The organism is Bacillus sp. FSL K6-3459 (genome assembly GCF_038003305.1).
GTDB lineage: Bacteria > Bacillota > Bacilli > Bacillales > Bacillaceae > Bacillus > Bacillus pumilus_O.
In genome coordinates this window covers 3,088,799-3,115,384 of the sequence record NZ_JBBOOW010000001.1, presented here as the reverse complement: position 1 = coordinate 3,115,384, position 26,586 = coordinate 3,088,799, and the positions used below count along the sequence as shown (strand labels likewise).

The following is a 26,586-nucleotide window of genomic DNA, read 5'->3' as shown; positions in this document are numbered from 1 at the left end:
ATGGCTATGGAACGAATAGAGGTGAAAGGTGCTAGAGCCCACAACCTTAAAAATATTGATGTGAATATCCCACGTGACCAGTTAGTGGTCATCACAGGTTTATCTGGTTCAGGAAAATCGTCTCTTGCCTTTGATACCATTTATGCAGAGGGGCAGCGCAGGTACGTTGAATCTCTTTCAGCGTATGCGCGCCAATTTCTCGGTCAAATGGATAAACCGGATGTAGATGCCATTGAAGGTCTTTCTCCGGCGATTAGTATTGATCAGAAGACGACGAGCCGGAACCCTAGATCAACAGTTGGAACCGTTACTGAAATCTATGATTATTTACGTCTCTTGTATGCTCGAGTTGGGAAACCGATTTGTCCGATACATGGGATTGAAATTACGTCCCAAACGATTGAGCAGATGACGGATCGTATTTTAGAATATCCAGAAAGAACGAAATTGCAAGTGCTTGCGCCGGTCGTATCTGGCCGAAAAGGGACACATGTTAAAGTACTTGATCAAATTCGAAAACAAGGCTATGTACGAGTAAGAGTCGACGGAGAGATGGAAGATCTGTCAGAAGAGATCGAGCTTGAAAAGAACAAGAAGCATTCCATTGAAGTTGTGATTGACCGAATCGTGGTGAAGGAAGGCGTTGCAGCTCGGCTGTCTGACTCCCTTGAAACGGCGCTGCGACTAGGTGAAGGCCGTGTGATGATTGATGTGATTGGACAAGAAGAGCTGTTATTCAGTGAACATCATGCTTGTCCGCACTGCGGATTCTCTATTGGTGAGCTTGAGCCGAGAATGTTTTCATTTAATAGTCCTTTTGGTGCCTGTCCGAGCTGTGATGGGCTTGGCTCTAAACTAGAAGTTGACCCTGAGCTTGTCATACCTAATAAGGATTTGACGTTAAGACAGCATGCGATTGCCCCGTGGGAGCCGCAGAGCTCACAATACTATCCTCAGCTCCTTGAGGCAGTATGTACACATTATGGTATCGATATGGACATTCCTGTGAAAGATATACCGTCGCATTTATTCGATAAAATTTTATATGGCAGCGGCTCTGAACGGATTTATTTCAAATATGAAAATGATTTTGGTCAGGTACGTGAAAATGAAATTGAATTTGAAGGTGTTCTACGTAACATTGAACGCCGCTATAAGGAAACCAGCTCAGATTATATTCGTGAGCAAATGGAGAAATATATGGCGAACCAGCCATGTCCGACATGTAAAGGATATCGTCTGAAAAAAGAGACGCTTGCGGTTCTGATCAATGGCAAACATATTGGAGAAATCACTGATTTGTCTGTTTCTGATGCCCTTGATTTATATGGTCAAATCGAGTTGTCTGAGAAAGATTTGCAGATTGCCCAGCTCATTTTACGTGAAATCAAAGAGCGCTTGTCTTTCTTAAATAATGTGGGATTAGATTACCTCACATTGAGCCGCTCGGCTGGCACACTATCTGGAGGAGAGGCGCAGCGGATTCGTTTAGCAACTCAAATCGGTTCAAGGCTGACAGGTGTTCTTTATATATTAGATGAACCATCTATTGGTCTGCATCAGCGTGATAATGACCGATTGATCGGGACATTGAAAAACATGCGTGACATCGGGAATACCCTCATTGTCGTCGAGCATGATGAGGATACGATGCTAGCCGCTGATTATTTGATTGATATTGGACCTGGAGCAGGAGTTCATGGAGGAGAAGTGATTTCAGCTGGGACACCGGAAGAAGTCATGAAGGATAAGAAATCTTTGACAGGACAATATTTATCTGGAGAGAAATTTATCCCACTACCGATCGAAAGAAGAAAGCCTGACGGTCGCTATATTGAGATCAAAGGTGCAAAAGAAAACAACCTGAAAAATGTTAATGCGAAGTTCCCCCTAGGTGTCTTTACAGCTGTGACTGGGGTCTCTGGTTCAGGGAAAAGTACGCTTGTGAATGAAATTCTATTAAAATCACTTGCGCAAAAACTGCACAGAGCGAAGGCGAAGCCAGGACACCATAAAGAAATCAAAGGAATGGACCATTTAGATAAGGTGATTGATATTGATCAATCTCCAATCGGTCGTACGCCAAGATCCAACCCTGCCACGTATACAGGTGTATTTGATGATGTGCGAGATGTGTTTGCACAAACCAATGAAGCCAAGGTACGAGGGTATAAAAAAGGGAGATTCAGCTTTAACGTTAAAGGTGGCCGCTGTGAGGCATGTCGCGGAGATGGTATCATTAAAATCGAAATGCACTTTTTACCTGATGTGTATGTGCCTTGTGAGGTGTGCCACGGGAAACGGTATAACCGCGAGACGCTTGAGGTCACATATAAAGGGAAAAACATTGCTGATGTGCTTGAAATGACTGTAGAGGACGCACTCCAATTTTTCGAAAACATTCCGAAAATTAAGCGGAAGCTTCAAACGATTTTTGATGTTGGACTAGGGTACATTACACTTGGACAGCCTGCGACGACATTGTCTGGAGGAGAGGCGCAGCGTGTGAAATTGGCATCTGAGCTTCATCGTCGTTCAAACGGAAGGTCTCTTTATATTTTAGACGAGCCAACAACAGGTCTGCATGTGGATGATATTGCCCGCTTATTAAAAGTGCTTCAGCGTTTGGTCGAAAACGGAGATACGGTACTAGTGATTGAGCATAACCTTGATATTATCAAGGCAGCTGATTACCTCGTTGACCTCGGACCAGAGGGCGGTGCAGGCGGCGGAACGATCATTGCCTCTGGAACTCCTGAGCAGATTGCAAAAGAAAAAGCTTCTTACACTGGTCGATACTTAAAGCCTATTTTAGAGCGTGACCGTAAACGGATGAAACAGTTGGTCAAAGAAACAGAAAGTGTGACTTCATCATAAAAAAACCCCTCGTTAAGAGGGGTTTCAGCGTGTAGACAAACCCTCGCATTCTTTGTCAGGACTGCGTTCCGGTGCTCACGAATGTTTAATTCGCTCCACTCCGGTACTCGTCCTTTCTAGACTTCAAAGGTTTTCTATCACGCTGAAAAGAAGACAAAGGGCTAAAATCAAGTTCATTTTAGCCCTTTGTCAACAATCTGAAACCCCTCATTAAGAGGGGTTTTCTTTTATTGCGCATCTTCCTTTGGCATTAAATGACTGAGTTGCGTTAAATCCTTTAAAATATGCGTGCTGCTGCTGTCGAGCAGTACCTTTAAATAACGAATATCACCATATTTAGGATGAGACGGATGAATGGTCTCAAGCTCCCTGATCATATCGCTGTTCATGCTTTTTTGTTTCTGTATAAGGTCTAAAAGCGCTTGAGCCGTCTGGTTAGTATTATGATGATCTGTCAAAATAATTACCCCCTATAATGATAATCACCATCTTTTCAACATATTTTAAAGGGTAATCCGTGAAGAATCTACACTTAGGTGCAAAAAGATGTAATTTGTGTCTAAGGTCATATGTAAATCGAATGATTTTGAAACTTTTGCTACGCAATAAACGTATGAGTTAGAAAGGAATTTTCATCATGAAGGAGCGAATATATATGAATAGAGATCAGTCGATCATTGCATCAATTTGTTATTTTAGTGTATTTTTTATGCCATTTATTGTACCGATCGTGGCATATTTTGTAGTGGACCAAAAGGAACCGAAACGGCACGCCTTGCGGGCATTGTGGTCACATGTTTTGCCAGTCGCAGCGTGCGTGTTGCTGGTTTTTGGGTCTATCCCATTTTTATTGTCGACACAGGCAAGTGACTCACTCATGCCAGTAATCATGATGCTCATCTTGTCCTTTTTAGTCGCTATTGGCTTTTTGATCTCTGTCATTTGGAATATCATTCAAGGTATTAAAGTACTTCAATCCATCAAATCGTAGGAGGGCTTTGTATGAATGAAAAAGAACGCATTTTAAAATTAGTAGAAGACGGGACATTATCGGCAAAAGAAGCGATTACGCTACTTGAAAAACTAGAGGAAAGTCCGTCTGTTTCATTAGAAAAGTCAACCGCTGATCACACCTTTCATGAAGAAAAAGCCGGCACTGAGAGCAAAGGAAATGGTACCGAAAATCTTGGTGCAAAGCTGTTTGGCTGGTTAGACTCTGCGGTGAAAAAGGTGAAAGACGTAGATCTTGATTTGAATTTTGGACAGTCGGTCGACGTTGAGCACATTTTCCAGTTCAAAGACGCCTCACTCTCTCATTTAGATATTCAATTGGCGAACGGCAGTCTCAATGTGATGCCTTGGGGCGATAGCGATATTCGAGCAGAATGCCATGCAAAAATCTATCGAGCAGAAGACGGAGAACAGGCAAGACAGCAATTTCTCAATCAATTGGACTGCGGCCTTGAAGGAGATAAATTTTTTATCCGGACCGAAAAGAAGACGATGAAAGTCAATGTCACTTTATATGTACCGCGTATCCAATACGATAAAATCAAGGTGAAACTGTTTAATGGTCCGATTCGAGGGGAAAAGCTAAAGACAAAAGAACTTGCTGCGAAAACCACCAATGGTGTCGTCTCTTTTGCCTCATTACAGGCGGAAAAGGTTGGAATTGAAACAGCAAACGGACAAATTAAACTGGCGGATCACGAGTGTGGTATGATTGAAGTAGAAACCATTAATGGGCTGATTGACCTGCGCGGGAAAAGTGAGTCAATTGATGCCCAAAGCTTTAACGGAAACATTGCTGTTCAGCTGTCGGATGAGAAGTGCCGTTCCATTTATGCGAAAACGACAACAGGCAGTGTGGACGTCCAGATCCCGCGTGCGTGTGCAGTGACCGCTGAGCTAAAAAGCAATCTTGGGTCTATTTCTCACGATTTGCTTGATGCAGAGATGATTAAAGAGAAAAATGAGACATTACAAAAAGAAAAAATGATCAAAGCCAACCAACAGGCAGTGAACAGTATATCCATTTTTGCAGAAACAAAAACAGGTTCAATACAAGTAAAGCACCAATCAGACAAGGAGTGATTCTACATGAAGAAGCTTTATCGTTCAGCAACAGATAAAAAAATAGCGGGTGTTGTTGGTGGGCTTGCCGAATACTTAAGTGTCGATGCATCTCTGCTTCGCATTTTAACGGTCATCATCGGATTTATGACAGCATTTATGCCAATTTTCTTAGTCTACTTCATCTGGTATTTTGTTGTTCCGGAAGAAGGCACTAACTAAATGCTTAGATGGATCGTCAGTATTTTAGTCAATGCATTACTTTTAATCGTCATTGCTGGATATTTTGATTCGGGCATTCTGCCAGGGCTTGGGAGTGTATATGTTGAAGGGTTTGGCGCAGCCATTGTGGCAAGTATCATTTTATCTTTGCTCAATATTTTAGTGAAGCCGTTTTTGATCATTTTAACGCTTCCAGTAACCGTCCTTACACTAGGATTGTTCTTGTTTGTGATTAATGCCATCACACTCATGATGACATCAAGCTTTATGGGCGATAGTTTTAACATTGATGGGTTTGGAACGGCCATTTGGATGGCTGTCATCTTATCCATTTTCCATCTGTTGATACAAAAAGGAATTGTAGAGCCGTTAGCGAAAAAAAGCTAACGGTTTTTTTGACCCTTTTTGTATTGTTTCTCCGTATCATCAGACATAAAAACTTCCTTCAGGAGACACAATATCCGAAGGGAGGCGGTGCACGATGGTGAACGTGAGCAGACAAATCATGCTTTTATGTTTTTTTATCATTCTTTTTTGTTTCAATCAGCCTGCATCAGCAGGGCCTTTTATTCAAACACAAGTCAATATACCGGACAAGCCTTTTTCTCCTTTTATCTTCGATCCCTTTCATGTGGATGTCCGTCCAGTTTTAGGGGAAAAAAGCCGTGATCTTCAGTTTCGTGCATCTATTACGGATCCGGAACAAATTTTGTCTGCAATCTTGTATTATAAACAAAGTGATGAGTTAGGGTACCGTTTGATCCCAATGGAACGGCTGCCAGGTATGAAGCCAGAATTTACAGCGAAAATTCCGCCAGATCAATTATGGAATTCAACGGTTCGTTACTATACAGAGTTTCTTACGCAAAAGTCCGTGATCAAAACAGCAGAACAATCTGTCCACTTAAATGGATTTGAAGAGGATCTCTCGCGTATTCCCGACTTAGTCATCACAGAAATTGTTGTCAATTCAAAAAATCGCAAAGGCAAAGATGCATTTGAATTTATTGAGGTATATAACACAACACACGAGCCTATCTCTCTTAAACATTATCAGCTTCGCTACCGCAATCCTGCACAAGGAATTGACATGGATGATGTGTATTCCTTTCACACAAATCCAGTCATTCTTTCACCTGGAAAACCGTATGTTTTCTGGCTGAGGAAAAAAGGTCAGGAGCATTTAACGGTAGCGGACTTCAATGCCATGTACAAAAGTCAATTAAAAGAGGGAGAACATGTATCTGTCATCGAAAGCAAAGGGCTTTCCAACTCTAAATCTCGTCTTGTTTCCATTACAACGAATATAGGGGAGGAAATTTCTTCAGCAGCATTTCGCTTGAAGCCTTCATGGTTTAGTGAACATAAATCTTTGCTCTTCAAATATCCAATGGACGGTACTTCTCAAATGAAGCTAATCTCGAAAATTGAAGAAGAGCCTACGCCTGGAAAAGTGCTAAAAGCACAAATTCCATCTGAGAAAAAAGAAATGTCTCAAGATATCCATAAACCTGTGATTGAAGATATGACAGTGAGGAAACCAGTGAAACCAACTGAAAGCATAGAGATTAAAGCAGATGTACAGGATGATCAGGTCGTCAAAACCGTCAAGCTTCGCTACCGAACAAATCGGAAAGAGGATTTCAAGGAAATACTGCTTCAAAAAGATCATAACGATCGGTTATTTCATCATATTATTTACTCACCCGAGTTGATTGGTAAAGAACAATTGGAATATCAGCTTGAAGCGTCAGACGGTGAAAATACAGCGATGACGATGAAAAAAATGATTGATGTGGAGCAAGTTAGCAAAGCTCATGGCCTACGATTCAATGTAGAAGAAGGAGATACAGTTTCAGGGTTATTTCCACTAAAGGCAACGTCTGATCAGAAAAAAAGCATTGAATTATTGATAGATGGAAAGCGGAATCAGCAAGTGTTTTCTGCCCTTGAAGCAGATCCATATATTGCATTTGATGTCAAAGGGACAAATTTATATTTTAAAAATGGTGTGTCCATAGGTAAGCACTTACTTTCAATTTTTGATGATTCGACAAAAGTGTATCGCACCTATACAATGCCAATACCAGAAGCAGAAATGAAAAAGGCAGGTCTACAATCGATCTCCTTCCATGCAGGAACAAAATCCTCTCCAGTTGATCGGCTGCCTGGAGAGAATCACGATGATTTTGAATTAAAAAATGTCCGAATGATTCTATCGAATGGAACTCAAATTCCTCCAATCAATGCAAACCCGCAAAAAGAATGGAGAATGGGAGACAGCGGTAACGCCAAAAAGGTCAGAACATTTCAATTTGAAATACCAAAAGAAGCTTATGTTTCAACGTTTATGAAGTGGGATACTAGAAGGTTGAAAGAAGGGCCGCACCTGATTGAGGCCAAAACCTCAGACGAGCATGCATCTGTTAAAGTGAACGTCGATAATACGGGACCGAAAATTAAAACCAACGTCCAAACCAAGGATCCATATAAAGGAGCCTTTACGTTAAAAGCAAAGGTAACGGATCGTTGGAGTGACATAGAGGAGATGAAGGCATATGTAGATGGCAAGCCAATTTCCTTGCCATACCAGACGTCCTCTAGCGAATTAAACCCGGGGGAGCACACGCTGACAATTAAAGCAAAAGATGCCGCAGGAAACATGTCAACGTTGAAAAAAGATTTCAAGACGGTACATGAACACCCTGAGCCACCAGAACGCATAGCAGATAAGACGAAAATGAAATCGTCAAAGCAAACTGTGCTCACCAAGGACCCAACGAATGATAAGTTGGATTATTCCTTTTACCGTGCTTATCAATATACATCGTTGCATCCATCAATGAAGATTTTGAAATATGCAGCGGAGACAGAACCGCCAAAGAGCTTTAACGAAAAAGGAGAAATGATTTTTTCTAATCAAGAACGAAATCGCATTGCATTTGCTGATGGTAAGTCAGTTGAAACAAAGGATTTACATCGTTTTCCCTATCATCGTTTTCAAATCAAGGTTGATCAAGACGTACGTGAAAAGGATGTCGTCGAGGCGATGTGGAAAGGGAGTTCATTGTCAGGGAGAAAGGTGACCATGTATGCATGGAATCATCAGCAAGAAAAGTGGGATAAAATCACTCATCATTTTGCTAAAGATCAAAAGGAATTTTACCTGAAAGGACTGCTGTCAGTCAGACAGTATATGAAGAATCATACGTTTGATTTACTTGTACAGGATGAAATTAGTAAAGCACAAAAGCCATATAAGATGGTTTGGATGTCTGACACACAATATTATGCAAAGAGCTATCCTCATATCTTTAAACAAATGGTCGAGTGGATCAGAGACCAGAGAGAAAAATTAAACATTCAATATGTGTTTCATACCGGCGATATTGTGGATGATTCAAAAGATAAACAATGGCAACGTGCCGATATGTTTATGCGCGTGTTAGATGAGCATCAGATTCCTTATGGTGTTTTAGCAGGAAATCATGATGTTCGACATAAAGACGGTTTTTATGCGGAATACGGGAAATATTTCGGTGAGAAACGCTTTGCTAATAAACCGTACTATGGTGAGTCCTATCAAAACAATCGCGGTCATTATGATCTCATCTCTGCCGGTGGCAATGATTATATGATGGTATACATGGGCTGGGGGATTAAGCAAGATGAAATTGATTGGTTGAACCGTGTAATTTCTGAGCATCCAGACCGTATTGTCATTTTAAATTTCCATGAGTATTTGTTGGTCAGTGGCAACCGCAGCCCAATTGGTGACCTCATCTTCCATCAGGTAGTGAAACGCCACCCCAATATAGTGGCGGTATTTAGCGGACACTATCACGGAGCGAGCAGGAAAGTAGATGAGCTTGATGATGACAAGGATGGCAAAGTAGATAGGAAAGTATATCAGATACTCGCTGATTATCAGTCAGGTCCTGAAGGTGGACAAGGGTTTATGCGATTGATAACAGCCGATCAAGAAAAAAACCAGCTTCATTTTACGACATACTCACCTTACATGAATCAAGAGCATTTCTACGATCCTAAAACGTATGGAGATCAAGATGAATTTTCAATCGATGTGGATTTGACACCAAAAATGAAATCTGTCAAAACCAACTATTTTGAACTCAATGTGTACACAAATGTTTTGATAGGAGAGGCGCGCGGTGTAAAAAGCGGCAAAAAAGCAAGCTTTGAGTGGAAAGGCTTAAAGCCAAATGAAGACTATTATTGGTACACTGTCGCAAAAGATCGTTTTCAAGGAAAAGCAATCTCACCAATATGGAAAATTCATACAAAGAGTGATCGTGAAGCAACATTTCTTAGGAAATAAAAACAGTGCTCCTTTTATAAGGGCACTGTTTATCTTTCCATTGTATGAATGAGCTTGTAACGATCTCCTCTATAAACGGAAATGACATATTCAAAGGGAATGTCATTCTGAAAATAAGTCGTTCTTGCGATTGAGAGCACGGGATCGCCTGTTGAAATTGATAGCACCTGTGCTTCTTCATTTGAAGCTACATTCGCTTCAAGCTCTTGTTTTGCATGAGCAATTGTAAGGCCTGTTTGAGTCTCTATATATTCATATATAGAGCCAGTTAAATGTTCCCTTGTTAAATCTCCTGCAAATGCTTCAGGGATATAGCTTGTTTCAATCGCCATCGGTTCATCATTTGCGAGGCGTATCCGTTTGAGTTCAAATATAGCATCGCCATTTGACAGTTGTAAGACAGGAAGCAAGTGATCTGGACAGACGATTTTATTGAAATCAATCAGCTGGCTTGAAGCTTTAAGCCCACGCTGACGCATATCCTCTGTAAAGCTTGTTAAGCCTTGAAGCGGCTGTTCAAATTTTTTCCGGCTCACAAAGGTGCCTTTTCCTTTTTGGCGATACAAATATCCCTCGTTCACAAGGTTCGATAAGGCTTGTCTGACAGTCATTCGACTTATACCAAAGCGTTCGGCATATTCTCTTTCAGAAGGAATGAGTGTATCAGGTGATAATGTTCCATCCTCAATCTGTTTTTTCAGGCTCTCCATAATCTGATGGTACATCGGAATAGGTGACTGCTTATCAATAAACATGTGAAAATCCTCTCGTGTTTAGCTTTAGCGTAGTGAACCAGCTTCTCGATCAATCAAAATCGTCACATCTTCATGAAGTTTCAGAGCAGATGCTGGGAAGTCTGGATGTATCTCCGTCTGTTCTAAATATTGTATCACTTTCGCTTTTGATTTTCCTGATGCAAGAAGGAGAATCTTTTTACTTGAAAGAATGCTCGCAATGCCCATGGTGATGGCATGTGTAGGGACTTTATCAATAGAAGAAAAGTATCTTGCATTGGCCTGGCGCGTATTTTCATCTAGTTGCACGACATGAGTCATTGAGTTAAATGGGGTACCGGGCTCGTTAAAACCAATATGTCCATTTTGACCGATTCCAAGAAGCTGCAGGTCGATGCCTCCTATATCTTGAATGAGCTGATCATATCTTAAGCATTCCTTTTCTAAATCAGGTGAAGCGCCATTTGGAAGGAAATACTGATCCTGTGGAAGATCAATATGATCAAATAAATGACGTTTCATATAGGTCATATAACTATTTTCATGATTTGGATCAAGACCTACATATTCATCTAAATTGACTGTTTTTGTTTGTTTGAATGACAATTGTTGTGATTGATAAAGGTGAATTAACTCTTGATATGTATCAAGAGGTGTACCCCCTGTTGCCAGGCCGAGTACGGCATCTGGTTTAGAAGCGATTGTACGCGTGATCAGGGCTGCTGCTTCTTTTCCTAATTGCTCTTTATCTTCAAATTCAATGATGTTCATTAGTGGTTAGCCTCCTTTTTCTCATAAACGATTTGTCCATGGCAGATCGTCATCATTAGTTCGCCAGACTCATCCCAAATGACAAGGTCTGCTTGTTTTCCAACTTCAATCGAACCAAGCTGCTGATCAATTCCTAGCTGAATGGCTGCATTAGTTGAGGTCATCTTTGCTATCTCTGTCCATTCACAATGTGTGATCAGTTTCATTCGTTTGACGCCATCTTTCATGCGCAGAATCGATCCTGCTAGTGTACCGTCTGCCAGTAAAGCTTTTTCGCCACTGACTGTGACTGTTTGGCCCCCAAACTCATACATGCCATTCCCGAGTCCTTTTGCGCGCATTGAGTCGGTAATCATCATTAAACGATCACTTCCTTTTGCCAAATACGCAAGCTTGATGGCAAGTGGATGAGAGTGTATCCCATCCGTAATCAGCTCAGTATGAAGATCCTTGTTCGTAAGAGCAGCTCCTACAGCGTTTGGTTCACGATGCTGAAACGAACTCAGTGCATTATAAAGATGCGTGACATGGCGTGCACCATGTTTCGCTGCTAATTCAATCATGTCATGGTGGGCATTCGTATGTCCAATAGAAGGAATAATGTTTTTTTCTTGCAACAAGGAAAGAAAAGCAAAATTAGGGTCTTCCTCAGGCGCGAATGTGACAATTTTAATAAGCTGTTCAGAAGCATCCAGCCATTTTTTAAAAAGAGGGAGATCAGGCTGCTTTATCCATTGAACAGGTTGTGCCCCTGTTTTATCTTTTGAAATAAAAGGACCTTCAAGATGGATACCTAAACATTGTGCCTGAACGCCTGCTTGTTCTTCATTATGTGGTTTCCACTGGGCGACATTTTTAAGTGCTTGCTCTATCTCTTGATGGTTTTGAGTGATGGTTGTGGCTAAAAAACTTGTCGTTCCTTCTGATGGTAAGTGATCAGCGAGTGTATTCATGGCTTCTGATGTCGCATCCATCATATCTGCTCCATATCCACCATGGATGTGAATATCAATCATTCCGGGAAGTAAATAAAAGTTTTCCCGGGAAATATATACTTTTTCATAATTTCCTGTCGGTGGTGTTGTTGAAATATAGTCAATCTTGCCGTCGCGTAAACCGACAAAACCGTTTGCAATCATTTCAGTCTTTGTCACAATATGAATATTGGAGAGCAATAAAGAGCTGCTCATGATTGTGCCCCCTTTAGTCATTGTCTTTGATTTAGTTTACCTTTTTTAAGTATAGTTGTCTATACCAGTAAAATAACGGAAACAGGAACAGGATAAAATACTGTTTTGGGATCATCATTGAAAGTGATAAAATAGAGCTGTATTTCTGAATCGCCTGTGATAAAAGGAGGAAGAAGCGTGCCGAAAGTTCGTACGAAGGACATAATGGAACAATTTCATCTTGAACTGGTAAGTGGGGAAGAAGGGATTAATCGTCCCATTACAATCAGTGATCTTTCCAGACCAGGTATTGAAATGGCTGGTTATTTTACATATTACCCAAAAGAAAGAGTTCAACTTTTAGGGAAAACAGAGCTTTCTTTTTTTGAACAGCTCCCAGAACGCGAACGAAAGCAGAGAATGATGTCTCTTTGTACTGATATTACCCCTGCAATTATTTTGTCGCGAGATCGTGAAGTGCCGAAGGAGTTAATTGAAGCTTCAAATGAAAATGGCGTACCTGTGTTACGTTCAAGTCTAAAAACGACAAGACTTTCGAGTCGTTTGACCAACTTTTTAGAAAGTAAGCTTGCACCAACGACCGCAATTCATGGCGTGCTCGTAGATGTATATGGTGTAGGTGTATTGTTAATTGGGAAAAGCGGAGTAGGAAAAAGTGAAACAGCCTTAGAATTAGTAAAAAGAGGACACAGGCTGGTCGCAGATGATTGCGTAGAAATCCGTCAAGAGGATCAGGATACGTTAGTTGGAAGCGCACCAGAGTTGATTGAACATCTTTTAGAAATCCGTGGATTAGGCATCATTAATGTGATGACCTTATTTGGAGCTGGGGCTGTCAGAAGCTATAAGAGAATTACGATTGTGATGAACCTTGAGCTTTGGGAACAAGGCAAACAGTACGATCGTTTAGGACTTGAAGAAGAGAAGATGCGAATCATCGATACAGATGTACCGAAGCTGACCATTCCTGTCCGACCTGGGCGAAACTTAGCGGTTATCATTGAAGTGGCTGCGATGAATTTCAGATTAAAACGCATGGGACATAATGCAGCGGAACAATTTACAAGTAAACTAGCCGATGTCATTGAAGACAATGGCCAAGATGAATAGGAGTTGTCTATATGAACGAAGCGATTCAGCCAATTGATCCGATTGCTTTTCAGCTCGGACCTCTTTCGGTTCATTGGTATGGTGTGATCATTGGGGTAGGAGCCTTACTAGGACTCTGGCTCGCACTGAGAGAATGTGAGAAAAGAGGAATCAATAAAGATACGTTTATTGATTTAATCTTATTTGCCATTCCAATAGCGATTATTTGTGCACGAATTTATTATGTATCCTTCGAATGGGATTACTATCAGCAGCACCCAAATGAAATCATTAAGACTTGGCATGGCGGAATTGCCATTCATGGCGGGCTGATAGGTGCTGTTCTGACAGCGATCATCTTCACAAAAGTGAAAAAGGTGTCCTTCTGGAAAATAGCCGATGTGGCAGCACCTAGTATTTTACTAGCGCAAGCCATTGGACGCTGGGGGAACTTTATTAATCAGGAAGCGCATGGTGAGGCTGTTTCAAGAGCCTTTTTAGAGAATTTACATTTGCCTGAGTTGATCATTAATCAAATGTATATTGATGGAACCTATTATCACCCAACGTTCTTATACGAATCATTATGGAATCTTGCCGGTGTTGTGATCTTGATTTTATTACGTAGAACATCGATGCGTAGAGGCGAAATCTTCTTGTCTTATTTAATTTGGTATTCAATCGGTCGTTTCTTCATAGAAGGTATGAGAACGGACAGTTTGATGCTGACAGAACATCTTCGGATCGCTCAAATGATTTCGATTGCCATTTTTGCAGTGGCTGTTTTGCTGATTATCTTTAGAAGAATAAAAGGTTACGCATCAATTCCGTATAAAGAAAACAACTCATCGAATTAAAGCAGGAGGGGTCATAAGGATGCGGGAGACATGGAAAAACGGCTTAAAAGCAGGGCTATCGACAACTTGGACACTTGGAAAAGTCATCTTTCCGGTTACCATTCTCGTCAGTATCTTGCAGCATACGCCTGTTATGGATTGGATTATTCAATTCATACGGCCGTTTATGGGGTTGTTTGGTCTTTCAGGAGAAGCGGCCATTCCGCTTGTATTAGGAAATGTGCTGAACTTGTATGCGGGCATTGCCGCCATTTTGACACTAGATCTTCCTGTGAAGGAAGTGTTTATTTTGGCTGTGATGCTGTCCTTTTGTCATAACCTGATCATCGAATCGACAGTGGCAGCAAAGGTTGGACTCAGAGTGTCAGTCATTTTGCTGGTCAGAATCAGTCTTGCTGTAGTTTCAGCTATTGTCATTCATCTCGTTTGGCAGGGAGGCCAGGAGCCGGCACAATATGGACTACTGACGGCAGCTCAGACGGCTGATGTGCCTTCCAGCTGGTACATGATTGTCCTAGTCGCTTTACAAAAAGCCGTACTCGGCGTGCTCCAGCTCGCCTGTATCGTCATCCCTCTTATGATTATCATTCAATTCATGAGAGATTTAGGATGGCTCCATACGCTGTCTAAGTGGATGTCTCCATTTACGAGAATGCTTGGAATGAAAGAAAATACGTCGATGACGATGGTCGCTGGGTTAACCATTGGTCTAGCATACGGAGCTGGCGTGATGATGAAGGCAGTGGAAGAGGACGGCGTGAGTAAAAAGGATTTAACCCTTGCTTTCATTTTCCTTGTTGCTTGCCATGCAGTGGTCGAAGATACGCTGATATTTATTCCTCTTGGGATTCCTGTGTGGCCGCTTCTTGTCATCCGTCTGATATCTGCTATTTTATTAACAGCTGCCATTAGCTATATTTGGCGAAAGCGCGAACTTGCAGCTGTTAGAAAGGAAGCCATATGAACGAATCAACTATTAACACCGTGCTATTTGATTTAGATGGCACATTAATCAATACAAATGAATTAATTATTGCTTCATTTCAACATACGCTTGATCATTATTACCCTGGTCAGTACAGCCGTGAAGAAATCCTTCATTTCATTGGTCCGTCATTATTTGATACATTCTCTGCGATGGACCCTAATCTAACGGATGACATGATTCAGATGTACCGCAAATTTAATCATGAACAGCATGATCTGCTCGTGACTGAATATGAGACTGTTATAGATACATTGAAAATCTTGCAGGATCGAGGATTTAAGCTTGGCATTGTTACAACAAAGATACGTGACACAGTGTTAATGGGATTGAAGCTGACCGGTTTAGAGCCATTCTTTGAGGTGATTGTGACGCTCGATGATGTCCAAAATGAAAAGCCGCATCCTGAGCCAGTCCAACTGGCATTATCCAAGCTTGGCAGTGATCCACATGAAGCGGTGATGGTCGGTGACAATTATCACGATATTTTGTCTGGTCAAGCGGCAGGGACAAAAACAGCAGGTGTTGCTTGGTCGATTAAGGGAGAAGAAGCCCTTTTAAAGCATCGCCCTGATTTTATGTTAAAGAAAATGAGTGATCTCCTGGCGATTGTTGGAGCTGATTGAGTTGAGAAAAACAGATCGTTATCCTGTAAAAGGGGTCAATTCGTTACGTCAAGTCTATCGGACGGTTCCTTTTTTCAAAGTGGTGAAAAACTTTATTTTCATTCAAATCGCACGGTACACGCCCTTTATGGGAATGAAAAATTGGATATACAGAACCTTTCTTCGTATGAAGGTCGGCGAAGATACAGCGTTTGCCTTAATGGTCATGGTGGATCTCATGTTTCCTGAGAAAATCACGGTCGGTCGAAATTCGGTGATTGGCTATAACACCACCATTTTGACCCATGAGTATTTGATTAAAGAATACAGACTTGGGGAAGTCTATATTGGTGATGAAGTCTTAATTGGAGCCAATTCTACCATTTTACCTGGTGTGACCATTGGGGACGGAGCGATCGTGTCGGCTGGTACACTTGTTCATAAGGATGTTTCAGCAGGCTCATTTGTTGGAGGAAATCCAATGCGCATGATTTATACGAAAGAAGAAATGAAAGCACGTCAATCTAAGTCTGCTGAGTAGCTCGGCAGACTTTTTTGTTGACAATATGTTATGGTGTAACTATAATGATTACAACAGAGGTGAGAAAACATGAAAATCAGCAGCAGATTTACTGTCGCTGTCCATATTCTGGCCTTGCTATCACTTGAAAAAGGATCATTACAGACATCGGAGGATATTGCGGGAAGTGTGAATACAAACCCAGTTGTTATCCGCCGTATTATGAGTAAATTAAAAAAAGCAGGCCTAATCTCGACGAGTCTTGGCAAAGGTGGTTCTCAGCTGAACCGCAGTGAAGACGAGATCACGCTACTTGATGTGTATAAAGCGGTTGAAGTGGTGGATGAGGGAGAATTGTTTCAAATCCATGAAAGCCCAAATCCTGACTGTCCGATCGGTGCAAATATCCAAGCTGTGCTTGAGTTAATCTTGTGCCGCGCTCAAAGTGCAATGGAGCAAGTGCTTGCTGAGATCAAATTAAGTGAACTAACGCAGGTGTTAATCAAAAAAATTGGATGATCTATTCAATTTTTTTTGCTCTTGTTGTAACTATGTTGATTACAATACGGTTGGCATTTTAAAATAGGTATCTGAGACTCCTTTAATCGCAGTTGGCGGAGCAGGCAATCTATTGGTTAATGAGGCAAAAACAACAACGCTTGTGGACACACCAGTGTTACCTAAGGAGTCTGCTGCTATGGCTTTACAGCAAGGAGAATTGATGGTTTGAAATGGACCTTCTTAGTCCAATTGCATTCTTTGATCTAGTTAGCTTACGGGGGAATCACAATGTTAAGGAAATATAAAAAGCCGAAATTCCCGAGTGTTATAAGTGAGAAATTAGGCTTTCGTTACTTCAGAAGAGCGTCATTTTATGGAGTAATTAAGAAATGACTGATTTTTGTAGACTTTCTAATAAGGACATTCCTATATTTTCATCGTCATTTCTACCTAATCTATAATTGGCTAAAACTACGGAGGCAACTTTCTTTTCTTTATCAATCACTAAAAATGAACTAAAACAACCTGTTCCACCACCATGAAAAATAACATGATTGTTTTTCTTTAAAAGGAACCATCCAAGGCCCATATCATATTTTTTTGTTCCATTTCCATGTTTTTTATGACAAAGCGACAAATATGGATGATCTTCGTAAATGTTGATTTTTGCATATTTCAGTAAATCATCAGCAGTGGAACTGATTGCACCCGCAGGTGATATAAGATTCTCTTTGTTCCATTTCCAGTTACCGTACTCATTATTTTTTCTGTCATAACCATGTAAATTATTATTTGATGTGCCTAAATAAGTACCGTTTAGTCCAAGCTCATGATGAAGAAAGTCATTCATAGTGTCCCAATATCCTTTGCCTGATGCAATCCCCAACGCATACCCAATAAGTGATATACCAAAATTTGAATATTTCCATGAATAATCCATGTCCTTTAATGTATGATTTTTAATGAGCATTTTCATTTTGTTAAAATCCATATTTAATGGATTATTCATATTTAAATCCCCACTGCCAAGAATCAAATCTAAAATTAGCTTAGAATATTCCCGTCTATTTAATGGCAGTCTTGCTGAATATCCAGAAGAGTGGGTAGCAAGGCGGAGCAATGTAGGATAATAATTGTCTCCTTTAACTTCTTCTGTGAATTTTTGTATTGAATCGTTTATTGATAATTTTTTTTCAAATACATATTTAGATAGCAAAGATGCAGTAAAAGTCTTTGTAATAGAACCAATTTCATAATGGTATTTTTTTGATGAATCAAGTTCACCGTGTTCATTATAAATTTTTATTACAGAATGATTGTCTGTTAAATAGCCAACCGTTAATTTTAAATGTTTTTTTCCTCTACAGGCTCTTTTAATTAATCGTAATGTTTCATCACTGATTTCAAACATAATTGATCTCCCTTTCTTTGGTTGTGGGGATATTTAGAAAAGTTCATTTATTATTCAAAAAATAAATTTTTCACATTTTATTTCTCTTATTAATTGTTTGAATTCTTCGTTTCTCAAACTCCTTCATTACTTTCATTTGTAATTCACTATGATCTTCATCCATTTGTAAGTGACCATCTTCTTCAAATCCATCTTGTTCTTCACCGTCAAAACTATAAAGTTTCTTTAAAAGGTTCCACATTGTTTCTAATTCTTCAGTTGATAACTTGTTAAATAGTTCTTCTAAAAAAAAGATTCCTTTTTCTGAAACGACTAGCAATACTTCTTTTCCAGTTTGAGTTATTTTTACATTAATCGCACGTTTATCTTTCTTACTAGGAACTACGTGGACAAACCCCTTGTTTTCCATAATTGTGATTAACTGTTTTACGCTCTGTTTTGTGGTACCTAGTTTTCTAGCTATATTATTTAAAGTTGTTTCATCTTCAGGTAAATGCGCAATTGCTATCATTGCCATATACTGCCTGGATGTCAAAAGTTCAAGGAACTTGTCACCTCTCATCTGAATTTTATTTGCTAGAGAAAATAAAGTACCGTACGTTTGCTGCATTAAAAAAAGTTCTCTGTAAATATCCATAATTAACCTCCAATTTAGTCAATATACTGTCTAAATTAACTGTATCACATTAGTCAATATACTGTCTATTTTATTTAGGGTCGAAAAATCTCTTAAGAAGAAGAAAGACCCCAGTTTGCAACCGGATATTTCAAGTTGAATTTTTATAATTAATGGAGAATTAAAAACAACCTCTATGCATACTAATAGAGGTTGTTTTTTACGCTTTAATGATAATCGCTTGACTACCCATCTGTTCCCAAGAATCTTCAAACTGATCGCGGTCGACTTTTTGATTCTTTTCTCCGTATGGGTTATTTAAGTAGACATGCTCCTTGTCATAGCCTGTGATGACCACGCTATGCATATTAAAGCTTACATCGATTTTGCCATTTGGTGTATTCCATGTTTCGATGTTATCTATTTTGTCAAAGGTGGATGTGGTAATCACCCAAACAGGATACCCTTTTTCAAGTGATTGATATATGGCTTTTTTGACAGGTTTTCCGCTTAAATCGACGACTTGAGCGCCTGCATATTTTTTCGCAAGCTGATAAATAGGTTCATGGTATACACCGAGACCGGGTCCATTCTCCATATCTCCTACAAACCCGTCACGTGGGTCTCCTTTTAAACCATTTTCATAATTGAGCGGAACACGTTTGATTTCATTTGCCAATGCGTCTTTCGTCACTTGCTCAAAGCCGCTGTAATGGAGAAGCATCGCTAAGCTTGTGACTTCGCATCCATTATAAAGCTTTGGGGCATCCATTTGATTGTAGAGGATGACGTCCATGGCTTTTTTACTTCCTTTTAAAGAAGAATAAGAGGCGTCTGTTTTTTTCGTTGATCGTGTTTCTTCAGCTGCAAGTGCCGTATCGTTTTCTTTTTCTTTGGCTGCTTCGTGTGGTGAAGCTGTCTTTTTGACTTGGTCGATTTGTGTCACGTATATAAAGCCGAAATAAACAAGGCATGCGCACAACAAAGTTAGGATTAATGTCTGGATGAACTTCACTGTAATCTCCTGTTTTATTCAATATTTTTATGTATTATAGCACGTTCTTTCACTGAACATGCAGAATAGGGACAGGTTTCACTTGAATGTAATAATTCCACAAATTTTTCATGAAAATAGAGAGAAAATAAAAATGATTGATTTAATCACTTTATTTTGTTAGCATATTATCATATTAGCGAACTAAAGGATTCGGAATTTTTTGTTTTAATGTGTTGGAGGTGCAGAAGAACATGTTTATGTTTGAGAAACCGTATGGTATGCGGGATTCATTACCAGGATTGTATGAGACGAAGAAAAAAGTGAGACATTCTTTAACAGAGGTCATGAATGGTTGGGGTTACCGGTTGATGGAGACACCAACGCTTGAATTTTACGATACAGTCGGTGTTCAATCGGCGATTACAGATACACAGCTCTTTAAGCTTTTAGATCAGAACGGGCAAACCCTAGTACTTAGACCTGATATGACGGGACCTATTGCGAGAGTAGCGGCATCAAAGCTCCATGAACAGGCGTATCCACTTCGCGTTGGGTATGCGGCCAATGTGTTTCGGGCGCAGGAAAGAGAAGGCGGAAGGCCATCAGAATTTGAGCAGGTCGGAATTGAGTTGATTGGAGACGGTTCGATTAGTGCAGATGCTGAAGTGATCGCGCTTGTCGTATTCGCATTAAAAAATGCTGGGCTCAATTCCTTCAAAATTGCAATAGGGCATGTCGCTTTAGCAGAGACGTTATTTGTAGATGTGCTGGGAAATACAGAGCGTGCAAACGTCCTTCGCCGATTTTTATATGAAAAGAATTATGTAGGATATCGTCAGCATGTGAAGCAATTGCCACTCTCCTCCATCGATAAAACGAGGCTGCTACAGCTTTTAGAGTTAAGAGGCGGCCAGGAAGTCACGGAGCGGGCAGAGGACATCGTCGTTTCACAAGAAGGAAAAGAGGTACTCGCGCAGTTAAAGTCGCTTTGGGAGACACTTGAAGATTACGGCTGTACAGAATATATTCGTCTCGATTTAAGCATGGTGAGTCATATGAGCTACTACACGGGTATTTTGTTTGAAGTATTTGCAGATCATGTTGGGTCAGTCATCGGAAGTGGCGGCAGATATGACCAATTGCTTGCTCATTTTGATGCACCTGCACCAGCCACAGGATTCGGACTTCGATTAGACCGTCTGCTTGAAGCGCTTGATGCAAAAGAAATCAATGAGCCGCAGGAGGCAGTGATTTTTAGTAAAGAACAACGTCTGGAAGCTTTTGCTTTTGCAGAAAAGGAGCGGTCAAAAGGGAAAAAGATCGTGCTGCAAGACTTAGCAGGGATTGAAAACATTGACGCGATGACCAAGGCATTTGAGCAGGTGACTTATTTTATCGGCGCTAGAAAGGGAGAGCAAAATGGGTAAAGTGTTGACGATGGCGATGCCGAAGGGCCGAATATTTGAGGAAGCCGCAGGGCTGTTAAGGCAGGCGGGTTATCAACTGCCAGAGGAATTCGAGGATTCAAGAAAGTTAATCATTGATGTACCGGAAGAAAGCCTCCGCTTTATTTTAGCGAAACCAATGGATGTGACGACTTATGTAGAGCACGGTGTAGCCGATGTGGGCATTGCAGGAAAGGATGTCATGCTCGAAGAAGCTCGTGATGTGTACGAGGTGCTTGATTTAAACATCAGTAAATGCCATTTAGCAGTTGCCGGATTGCCAGGAGCCAGCTGGGGTGGTGTCGCGCCGCGTGTGGCCACAAAGTACCCAAATGTCGCATCTTCCTATTTTAGAGAGCAAGGGGAGCAAGTAGAGATCATTAAACTGAATGGTTCCATTGAATTAGCACCGCTCATCGGACTCGCCGATCGTATTGTTGATATTGTCTCTACAGGTCAAACACTTAAGGAAAACGGTCTTGTTGAAACGGAGCATATTTGTGATATTACGTCACGGTTTATAGTCAATCCTGTGAGCTATCGGATGAAGGATGCGGTGATTGATAAAATGGCGCAGCGCCTTGCAAGAATCATTGAAGGGGAGGAAACATCATGAACATCACCTACATACAAGAAGGTGACACAGACACACTCTCACTCAAACGGACTTTAGATACGGGCACGGAAGAGCAGCGCTTGGCTGTTCAGCGGATTATACAAGAAGTGAGAATAAATGGCGATCAAGCGGTACAGTCTTTTACAAAGCAATTTGATGGGGTGCTGCTTGAAGATCCGCTTGTCACAGAGGAGGAAATGACAAAAGCCTTCGAACGCTTGGACCCAGCCATGATTCAGGTGATCCAAACGGCTATCCGCAATATTCGCACATACCATGAGCGTCAGCTGACATCCTCTTGGTTTTATCATCAGCAAGATGGTTCGATGCTTGGACAAAAGGTGACACCGCTTGATGCAGTTGGTGTGTATGTCCCCGGCGGAACCGCTGCTTATCCATCATCTGTTTTAATGAATGTCATTCCGGCGCTTGTCGCTGGTGTTCAGCGAATTGTCCTTGTGACACCACCAGGGAAAGACGGTTGCCTATCTGATGCTGTACTCGTTGCTGCGAAGGAGCTCGGTATTTCTGAGATGTATAAAATGGGCGGTGCACAGGCGATTGCGACACTTGCCTATGGAACAGAAACCATCCAGCCTGTTGATAAAATCACAGGTCCAGGCAATATCTATGTCGCATTGGCAAAGCGAGAAGTATTTGGTCAGGTCGACATTGATATGATTGCGGGTCCAAGTGAAATCGCGGTTTTAGCAGACGAGACGGCTATAGCACATGAGGTGGCGGCTGATTTACTTTCTCAGGCAGAGCATGATGCGCTGGCATCTAGTATTTTGGTCACCCCGTCTAAGACACTTGCGGAAAACGTGCAAGCTGAGGTGCAAGCGCAGCTAGACACCTTACCAAGAAAATCAATCGCCGCAAAATCCATACAACATCATGGCCGTATATACGTGACGAATTCCATGGATCGTGCAGTAGACGTCGTCAATCAATTAGCGCCAGAGCATTTAGAGGTGCTAACAGCCTATCCAGAATCATTTCTTGGTCAAATTAAGCATGCAGGGGCGATTTTTTTAGGGCGTTATAGCCCTGAGCCGGTAGGCGATTATTTTGCAGGACCGAATCACGTGCTACCAACCAACGGAACTGCTAGATTTTCTAGCCCGCTTGGTGTGACCGATTTTCAAAAGAAAACGAGCATTATTTCATATAGTCAAGAAGCCTTTGAGACTCACAGGGATAGCATTGCGGCTTTTGCCAGATTAGAAGGGCTCGAAGCGCATGCAAGGTCAATTGAATCGAGAAAGCGGGAGGAATCGTCATGAGACAGGCGGAAACAGCGAGAAAAACAAATGAAACGAATATTTCATTAGCGTTAGAGATTGATGGAGAAGGAAAAGCGGATATTCAAACAGATGTCCCTTTTATGACACACATGCTCGATCTTTTTACGAAGCATGGACACTTTAATTTGACCGTCGATGCGAAAGGAGATACGGATGTTGATGATCACCACACAACAGAAGATATTGGCATCGTGCTTGGGCAAATGTTTAAGGAAGCGTTAGGTGATAAAAAGGGAATCAAGCGATATGGCTCGAGTTTTGTTCCAATGGATGAAACGCTTGCTCAGGTCGTGGTTGATTTAAGCAATCGTCCTCATTTGGAAATGACAGCGGCCTTCCCAAGTCAAAAGGTCGGTACCTTTGATACAGAGCTAGTGCATGAATTTCTTTGGAAGTTTGCGCTAGAAGCCCGTATAAATCTTCATGTCATTGTTCACTACGGAACCAATACGCACCATATGATTGAAGCGATTTTTAAAGCGATGGCACGTGCTTTGGATGAAGCAACAACCATTGATCCACGTGTGAAAGGGATTCCTTCGACAAAGGGGATGCTCTAATGATCGGTGTCATTGATTACGGAATGGGAAATTTGTTCAGCGTATCAAAAGCGCTGGAACGAGCAGGTGCCCGTTATATTGTCTCCGCTGATGTGGAGGAGCTCAAAAAGGCAGATGCTTATATTTTGCCTGGGGTCGGTTCGTTTCGTGATGCGATGCAGTTGTTAAAACAGACAGGACTTGAGGGATTTATCCACCAAGTCGTGCAGGAAGGAAAGCTGCTATTTGGCATTTGCCTTGGGATGCAGCTGTTATTTGAAGAAAGTGAAGAGGCAGGGCGTACGAAAGGGTTGGGACTGCTAAAAGGGCGTGTCGTTCTTTTAAAGGATCATGACCAAGATGGGCAAAGGCTGAAGGTGCCTCATATGGGGTGGAATGAGCTCACATTTCATCAGCCCTCCCCATTGTTTGACGGAGTACCGGAAGGGTTTGCGTACTTTGTTCACTCTTATTATGTGAGGGATATGAATCCAGAAGAGCAATTAGCAAGCGCAGACTATGGCGTTCAAGTGCCAGCAATTGTCGGCAAGGGAAATGTGCTAGGCGCACAGTTTCACCCTGAAAAAAGTAGTACAACGGGCATGGCGCTGCTCAAACAATTTATTCAACTAGCAAACGAACAGAGGGTGAACAAATGAGTGAATTTACATTGTATCCAGCGATTGATATGAGAAATGGCAAATGTGTACGGCTCGTACAAGGAGATTATGATCAAGAAACCATTTATGGAGATTCGCCGCTCGATATGGCGACGCGATTTGCAAATGAAGGTGCAAAGTGGATTCATCTCGTTGACCTAGATGGTGCGAAAGCGGGGAATCGCGTCAATCATGAGCATGTGCTGGCGATTGCTTCATCCTTAGATGTAAAAGTACAAATTGGTGGCGGCATTCGGACAGAAGAAGACGTTGCCTTTTATATAAACAATGGCGTAGCTCGGGTCATCCTTGGCAGCTCGGCTGTTTCTAACCCTGCTTTTGTGAAAAAAATGCTTGAGCAATATGGCGAGAAAATAGCGATTGGCATTGATGCGCGAAATGGATTCGTATCGACTGAGGGCTGGCTTGAAACGTCGAAAGTGAAGGCAGAGGATCTCGGCAAAGAATTGGCAAAGGAAGGCGCAGAGGTCTTTATTTTCACAGATATTCAAATGGACGGCATGCTGGCGGGTCCCAATGTGGAAAGTACAGTTCGTTTAGCAGAAGCGACTGGCAAACAAGTCATTGCTTCAGGTGGTATCAGTTCGGTAGCCGATCTTCAAAAGCTGTCAGCACAAAAGCAGACAGGCGTTTCTGGTGCGATCATTGGAAAGGCACTTTATACGGAGCGGTTTACTTTAGCAGAAGCATTTGAAGGGCTTGACCGCGTATGATGACAAAACGAATCATCCCATGTCTTGATGTGAAGGAAGGGCGTGTGGTCAAAGGGGTGCAGTTCCTCGGTTTAAAGGATGCTGGTGATCCAGTAGAATTAGCGCAGATATATGATGAGGAGGGGGCTGATGAACTCGTCTTCCTTGATATTTCTGCCTCTCATGAAGGCCGGAAAACGATGGTGGATGTGGTCAAGCAAGTAGCGTCCACTCTTGCCATCCCTTTTACGGTAGGCGGCGGCATTAACCACCTTGATGACATGAAACGCATATTAAGAGCGGGCGCAGACAAAGTATCTGTGAACACAGCGGCAGTTTTAAGGCCAGAACTGATTTCAGAAGGCGCCGATTTTTTTGGTTCCCAGTGCATCGTCGTCGCAATAGATGCAAAGTACGATGAAGAGAAAAAAGCGTACATGGTTTATACACACGGAGGGCGTCGTCAAACGGATATAGAGGTAAGCGATTGGGCAAAAGAAGCTGTGCTGAGGGGGGCAGGAGAGATCTTGCTGACAAGTATGGATGCCGACGGTGAGAAAAAGGGCTTTGATCATCGATTAACAAAGCTTGTGTCAGAAGCCGTCACTGTGCCTGTCATTGCTTCAGGAGGCGCTGGCAATGCTCAGCATATGCTGGAGGCATTTACAAAAGGAGAAGCGGATGCAGCACTAGCAGCCTCCATTTTTCATTATAAAGAGACTTCAATTCAAGAGGTAAAGACATACTTGAGAGAACACGGGGTGAAGGTCAGATGAAACAGGCAAACGAATTATCCTTTAATGAAGCAGGCCTGATACCTGCAATTGTACAGGATGCTCAAAGTAAGGAAGTCTTGACATTGGCGTATATGAATCAAGAATCCTATGAAAAAACACTAGAAACAGGAGAAACATGGTTTTACAGCCGATCAAGAAACGAGCTTTGGCACAAAGGTGCCACATCTGGACATACTCAGCAAGTCACGTCCATACGATATGACTGTGACAAGGATGCGCTGCTTGTTCTTGTCACACCAAGTGGACCAGCGTGCCACACTGGCAGCTATAGCTGCTTTTCGGAAGAAGGCGTGAAGCGTCAAACGGAAGAGCAGGATCGTTTTGCAATTTTAAATGAACTTGAACAGGTGATTGCGAAACGTCAGGCAGAAATGCCAGAAGGTGCTTATACAACGTATCTATTTGAAAAAGGGGTCGATAAAATCCTGAAAAAAGTAGGGGAAGAAGCGTCAGAGGTCATCATTGCCGCGAAAAACCGGGATCAAGAAGAATTGAAATGGGAAACAGCTGATCTTCTGTATCACCTGCTTGTGTTATTACGTGAACAGCAATTGCCGCTTGATGACGTATTAAAAGTATTAAAAAAACGTCATCAAGGTGAGTGAAAAGCCGGGGAAACCTCTGGCTTTTTATTTCCTAAGTGAAAAACAAATCCTTCCTTTTCTTTTGTTCTATGTGACGACTCTTGAAGTATGTTATACTACACACGGTACACTGTTCGAA

Annotated in this window: 27 protein-coding genes; 20 read left to right on the top strand and 7 right to left on the bottom strand. The window is 41.6% G+C overall.

All coding sequences use genetic code 11. The features are described 5' to 3' along the window. On the top strand, positions 1 to 2,877 hold the full coding sequence (uvrA, locus tag MHI35_RS15955; RefSeq protein ID WP_211063619.1) for an excinuclease ABC subunit UvrA: 2,877 nt from the start codon (positions 1 to 3) through the stop codon (positions 2,875 to 2,877). 227 nt (positions 2,878 to 3,104) lie between these two features. On the opposite strand, the gene MHI35_RS15950 is transcribed toward uvrA, so the two are convergent. Further along, positions 3,105 to 3,335, bottom strand: coding sequence for a hypothetical protein (locus tag MHI35_RS15950; protein WP_144521791.1), 231 nt, complete (start codon positions 3,333 to 3,335; stop codon positions 3,105 to 3,107). Positions 3,336 to 3,532: 197 nt separating this feature from the next. On the opposite strand from MHI35_RS15950, the gene MHI35_RS15945 reads away from it, so the two are divergent. The 5 genes from MHI35_RS15945 to MHI35_RS15925 all read left to right on the top strand — a co-directional run bounded on the left by MHI35_RS15945 (position 3,533) and on the right by MHI35_RS15925 (position 9,511). Beyond that, entirely contained in the window at positions 3,533 to 3,868 is a 336-nt protein-coding gene (locus tag MHI35_RS15945) for a hypothetical protein (protein WP_144493042.1), read from the top strand. An 11-nt stretch (positions 3,869 to 3,879) separates the two neighbouring features. Further along, a complete protein-coding gene (locus MHI35_RS15940) occupies positions 3,880 to 4,971 on the top strand; it encodes a DUF4097 family beta strand repeat-containing protein (RefSeq protein WP_211063618.1) in 1,092 nt (363 codons plus the stop codon). Between the two features lie 6 nt (positions 4,972 to 4,977). Next, positions 4,978 to 5,172, top strand: a complete 195-nt coding sequence (locus tag MHI35_RS15935; protein ID WP_044139369.1) for a PspC domain-containing protein — start codon at positions 4,978 to 4,980, stop codon at positions 5,170 to 5,172. Then, a complete protein-coding gene (locus MHI35_RS15930; RefSeq protein WP_088001106.1) occupies positions 5,173 to 5,559 on the top strand; it encodes a phage holin family protein in 387 nt (128 codons plus the stop codon). Positions 5,560 to 5,653: 94 nt separating this feature from the next. Beyond that, positions 5,654 to 9,511, top strand: coding sequence for a metallophosphoesterase (locus MHI35_RS15925; protein ID WP_335349268.1), 3,858 nt, complete (start codon positions 5,654 to 5,656; stop codon positions 9,509 to 9,511). 29 nt (positions 9,512 to 9,540) lie between these two features. Here MHI35_RS15925 and MHI35_RS15920 read toward each other — a convergent pair whose 3' ends face one another. From MHI35_RS15920 to nagA, 3 genes are read right to left on the bottom strand one after another with little or no spacing between them, the layout of a single operon-like run. Beyond that, positions 9,541 to 10,266 carry a GntR family transcriptional regulator gene (locus MHI35_RS15920; RefSeq protein WP_211063616.1) on the bottom strand — a complete coding sequence of 242 codons (726 nt, stop codon included), beginning with the start codon at positions 10,264 to 10,266 and terminating at the stop codon, positions 9,541 to 9,543. Positions 10,267 to 10,290: 24 nt separating this feature from the next. Continuing rightward, the gene (gene nagB / locus MHI35_RS15915) at positions 10,291 to 11,016 is read right to left on the bottom strand and encodes a glucosamine-6-phosphate deaminase (RefSeq protein WP_211063615.1); all 726 of its coding nucleotides are present in this window, start codon (positions 11,014 to 11,016) and stop codon (positions 10,291 to 10,293) included. Then, a complete protein-coding gene (gene nagA, locus MHI35_RS15910) occupies positions 11,016 to 12,206 on the bottom strand; it encodes an N-acetylglucosamine-6-phosphate deacetylase (RefSeq protein WP_335349269.1) in 1,191 nt (396 codons plus the stop codon). The genes nagB and nagA overlap by 1 nt, the downstream gene beginning before the upstream one ends. 177 nt (positions 12,207 to 12,383) lie before the next feature. Here nagA and hprK point away from each other — a divergent pair, with 177 nt between their 5' ends. The 6 genes from hprK to MHI35_RS15880 all read left to right on the top strand — a co-directional run bounded on the left by hprK (position 12,384) and on the right by MHI35_RS15880 (position 16,781). After that, complete coding sequence (gene hprK, locus MHI35_RS15905) at positions 12,384 to 13,316, top strand: HPr(Ser) kinase/phosphatase (RefSeq protein ID WP_003212943.1); 933 nt, start codon at positions 12,384 to 12,386, stop codon at positions 13,314 to 13,316. Between the two features lie 11 nt (positions 13,317 to 13,327). Beyond that, a complete protein-coding gene (lgt, locus tag MHI35_RS15900) occupies positions 13,328 to 14,152 on the top strand; it encodes a prolipoprotein diacylglyceryl transferase (protein WP_335349270.1) in 825 nt (274 codons plus the stop codon). A 19-nt stretch (positions 14,153 to 14,171) separates the two neighbouring features. Next, a complete protein-coding gene (locus MHI35_RS15895; protein ID WP_335349271.1) occupies positions 14,172 to 15,116 on the top strand; it encodes a nucleoside recognition domain-containing protein in 945 nt (314 codons plus the stop codon). After that, positions 15,113 to 15,763 carry a pyrophosphatase PpaX gene (gene ppaX, locus MHI35_RS15890; protein ID WP_335349272.1) on the top strand — a complete coding sequence of 217 codons (651 nt, stop codon included), beginning with the start codon at positions 15,113 to 15,115 and terminating at the stop codon, positions 15,761 to 15,763. Before MHI35_RS15895 ends, ppaX begins: the two co-directional genes overlap by 4 nt. A 1-nt stretch (position 15,764) precedes the next feature. Then, entirely contained in the window at positions 15,765 to 16,283 is a 519-nt protein-coding gene (locus MHI35_RS15885) for an acyltransferase (protein ID WP_335349273.1), read from the top strand. Positions 16,284 to 16,352: 69 nt separating this feature from the next. Continuing rightward, positions 16,353 to 16,781, top strand: a complete 429-nt coding sequence (locus tag MHI35_RS15880; protein ID WP_012011375.1) for an Rrf2 family transcriptional regulator — start codon at positions 16,353 to 16,355, stop codon at positions 16,779 to 16,781. Between the two features lie 364 nt (positions 16,782 to 17,145). Here MHI35_RS15880 and MHI35_RS15870 read toward each other — a convergent pair whose 3' ends face one another. The 3 genes from MHI35_RS15870 to MHI35_RS15860 form a co-directional block, all read right to left on the bottom strand. Next, on the bottom strand, positions 17,146 to 18,174 hold the full coding sequence (locus MHI35_RS15870; RefSeq protein ID WP_335349274.1) for a serine hydrolase domain-containing protein: 1,029 nt from the start codon (positions 18,172 to 18,174) through the stop codon (positions 17,146 to 17,148). A 70-nt stretch (positions 18,175 to 18,244) separates the two neighbouring features. Next, positions 18,245 to 18,811 (bottom strand): MarR family winged helix-turn-helix transcriptional regulator, encoded by a 567-nt coding sequence (locus MHI35_RS15865; RefSeq protein WP_144521811.1) that lies wholly within the window; start codon positions 18,809 to 18,811, stop codon positions 18,245 to 18,247. A 199-nt stretch (positions 18,812 to 19,010) separates the two neighbouring features. Then, positions 19,011 to 19,805, bottom strand: a complete 795-nt coding sequence (locus MHI35_RS15860) for a C39 family peptidase (RefSeq protein ID WP_335349275.1) — start codon at positions 19,803 to 19,805, stop codon at positions 19,011 to 19,013. Between the two features lie 233 nt (positions 19,806 to 20,038). Here MHI35_RS15860 and MHI35_RS15855 point away from each other — a divergent pair, with 233 nt between their 5' ends. From MHI35_RS15855 to hisIE, 8 genes are read left to right on the top strand one after another with little or no spacing between them, the layout of a single operon-like run. Beyond that, positions 20,039 to 21,214 (top strand): ATP phosphoribosyltransferase regulatory subunit, encoded by a 1,176-nt coding sequence (locus MHI35_RS15855; protein WP_211063610.1) that lies wholly within the window; start codon positions 20,039 to 20,041, stop codon positions 21,212 to 21,214. Beyond that, complete coding sequence (gene hisG, locus MHI35_RS15850; RefSeq protein ID WP_211063609.1) at positions 21,207 to 21,848, top strand: ATP phosphoribosyltransferase; 642 nt, start codon at positions 21,207 to 21,209, stop codon at positions 21,846 to 21,848. The genes MHI35_RS15855 and hisG overlap by 8 nt, the downstream gene beginning before the upstream one ends. After that, positions 21,845 to 23,134 carry a histidinol dehydrogenase gene (hisD, locus tag MHI35_RS15845; protein WP_211063608.1) on the top strand — a complete coding sequence of 430 codons (1,290 nt, stop codon included), beginning with the start codon at positions 21,845 to 21,847 and terminating at the stop codon, positions 23,132 to 23,134. Before hisG ends, hisD begins: the two co-directional genes overlap by 4 nt. After that, entirely contained in the window at positions 23,131 to 23,715 is a 585-nt protein-coding gene (hisB, locus tag MHI35_RS15840) for an imidazoleglycerol-phosphate dehydratase HisB (RefSeq protein WP_335349276.1), read from the top strand. The genes hisD and hisB overlap by 4 nt, the downstream gene beginning before the upstream one ends. Then, complete coding sequence (hisH, locus tag MHI35_RS15835; protein ID WP_211063606.1) at positions 23,715 to 24,353, top strand: imidazole glycerol phosphate synthase subunit HisH; 639 nt, start codon at positions 23,715 to 23,717, stop codon at positions 24,351 to 24,353. The genes hisB and hisH overlap by 1 nt, the downstream gene beginning before the upstream one ends. After that, entirely contained in the window at positions 24,350 to 25,087 is a 738-nt protein-coding gene (hisA, locus tag MHI35_RS15830) for a 1-(5-phosphoribosyl)-5-[(5-phosphoribosylamino)methylideneamino]imidazole-4-carboxamide isomerase (RefSeq protein WP_335349277.1), read from the top strand. Before hisH ends, hisA begins: the two co-directional genes overlap by 4 nt. Further along, the gene (hisF, locus tag MHI35_RS15825; RefSeq protein WP_144485348.1) at positions 25,084 to 25,842 is read left to right on the top strand and encodes an imidazole glycerol phosphate synthase subunit HisF; all 759 of its coding nucleotides are present in this window, start codon (positions 25,084 to 25,086) and stop codon (positions 25,840 to 25,842) included. The genes hisA and hisF overlap by 4 nt, the downstream gene beginning before the upstream one ends. Then, entirely contained in the window at positions 25,839 to 26,468 is a 630-nt protein-coding gene (gene hisIE, locus MHI35_RS15820) for a bifunctional phosphoribosyl-AMP cyclohydrolase/phosphoribosyl-ATP diphosphatase HisIE (protein ID WP_144502978.1), read from the top strand. The genes hisF and hisIE overlap by 4 nt, the downstream gene beginning before the upstream one ends. Positions 26,469 to 26,586 lie beyond the last annotated feature (118 nt).

Bases quoted from the DNA above. Each gene is read 5' to 3' on its own strand.
- MHI35_RS15925 (WP_335349268.1), top strand. From the start codon at position 5,654: ATGGTGAACGTGAGCAGACAAATCATGCTTTTATGTTTTTTTATCATT.
- hisH (WP_211063606.1), top strand. From the start codon at position 23,715: ATGATCGGTGTCATTGATTACGGAATGGGAAATTTGTTCAGCGTATCA.
- MHI35_RS15895 (WP_335349271.1), top strand. From the start codon at position 14,172: ATGCGGGAGACATGGAAAAACGGCTTAAAAGCAGGGCTATCGACAACT.
- hisA (WP_335349277.1), top strand. From the start codon at position 24,350: ATGAGTGAATTTACATTGTATCCAGCGATTGATATGAGAAATGGCAAA.
- nagB (WP_211063615.1), bottom strand. From the start codon at position 11,016: ATGAACATCATTGAATTTGAAGATAAAGAGCAATTAGGAAAAGAAGCA.
- hisB (WP_335349276.1), top strand. From the start codon at position 23,131: ATGAGACAGGCGGAAACAGCGAGAAAAACAAATGAAACGAATATTTCA.
- hisD (WP_211063608.1), top strand. From the start codon at position 21,845: ATGAACATCACCTACATACAAGAAGGTGACACAGACACACTCTCACTC.
- MHI35_RS15920 (WP_211063616.1), bottom strand. From the start codon at position 10,266: ATGTTTATTGATAAGCAGTCACCTATTCCGATGTACCATCAGATTATG.
- MHI35_RS15880 (WP_012011375.1), top strand. From the start codon at position 16,353: ATGAAAATCAGCAGCAGATTTACTGTCGCTGTCCATATTCTGGCCTTG.
- MHI35_RS15865 (WP_144521811.1), bottom strand. From the start codon at position 18,811: ATGGATATTTACAGAGAACTTTTTTTAATGCAGCAAACGTACGGTACT.
- lgt (WP_335349270.1), top strand. From the start codon at position 13,328: ATGAACGAAGCGATTCAGCCAATTGATCCGATTGCTTTTCAGCTCGGA.
- hisG (WP_211063609.1), top strand. From the start codon at position 21,207: ATGGGTAAAGTGTTGACGATGGCGATGCCGAAGGGCCGAATATTTGAG.
- ppaX (WP_335349272.1), top strand. From the start codon at position 15,113: ATGAACGAATCAACTATTAACACCGTGCTATTTGATTTAGATGGCACA.
- MHI35_RS15930 (WP_088001106.1), top strand. From the start codon at position 5,173: ATGCTTAGATGGATCGTCAGTATTTTAGTCAATGCATTACTTTTAATC.
- MHI35_RS15870 (WP_335349274.1), bottom strand. From the start codon at position 18,174: ATGTTTGAAATCAGTGATGAAACATTACGATTAATTAAAAGAGCCTGT.
- MHI35_RS15935 (WP_044139369.1), top strand. From the start codon at position 4,978: ATGAAGAAGCTTTATCGTTCAGCAACAGATAAAAAAATAGCGGGTGTT.
- MHI35_RS15855 (WP_211063610.1), top strand. From the start codon at position 20,039: ATGTTTATGTTTGAGAAACCGTATGGTATGCGGGATTCATTACCAGGA.
- nagA (WP_335349269.1), bottom strand. From the start codon at position 12,206: ATGAGCAGCTCTTTATTGCTCTCCAATATTCATATTGTGACAAAGACT.
- MHI35_RS15940 (WP_211063618.1), top strand. From the start codon at position 3,880: ATGAATGAAAAAGAACGCATTTTAAAATTAGTAGAAGACGGGACATTA.
- hisIE (WP_144502978.1), top strand. From the start codon at position 25,839: ATGAAACAGGCAAACGAATTATCCTTTAATGAAGCAGGCCTGATACCT.
- MHI35_RS15945 (WP_144493042.1), top strand. From the start codon at position 3,533: ATGAATAGAGATCAGTCGATCATTGCATCAATTTGTTATTTTAGTGTA.
- uvrA (WP_211063619.1), top strand. From the start codon at position 1: ATGGCTATGGAACGAATAGAGGTGAAAGGTGCTAGAGCCCACAACCTT.
- hisF (WP_144485348.1), top strand. From the start codon at position 25,084: ATGATGACAAAACGAATCATCCCATGTCTTGATGTGAAGGAAGGGCGT.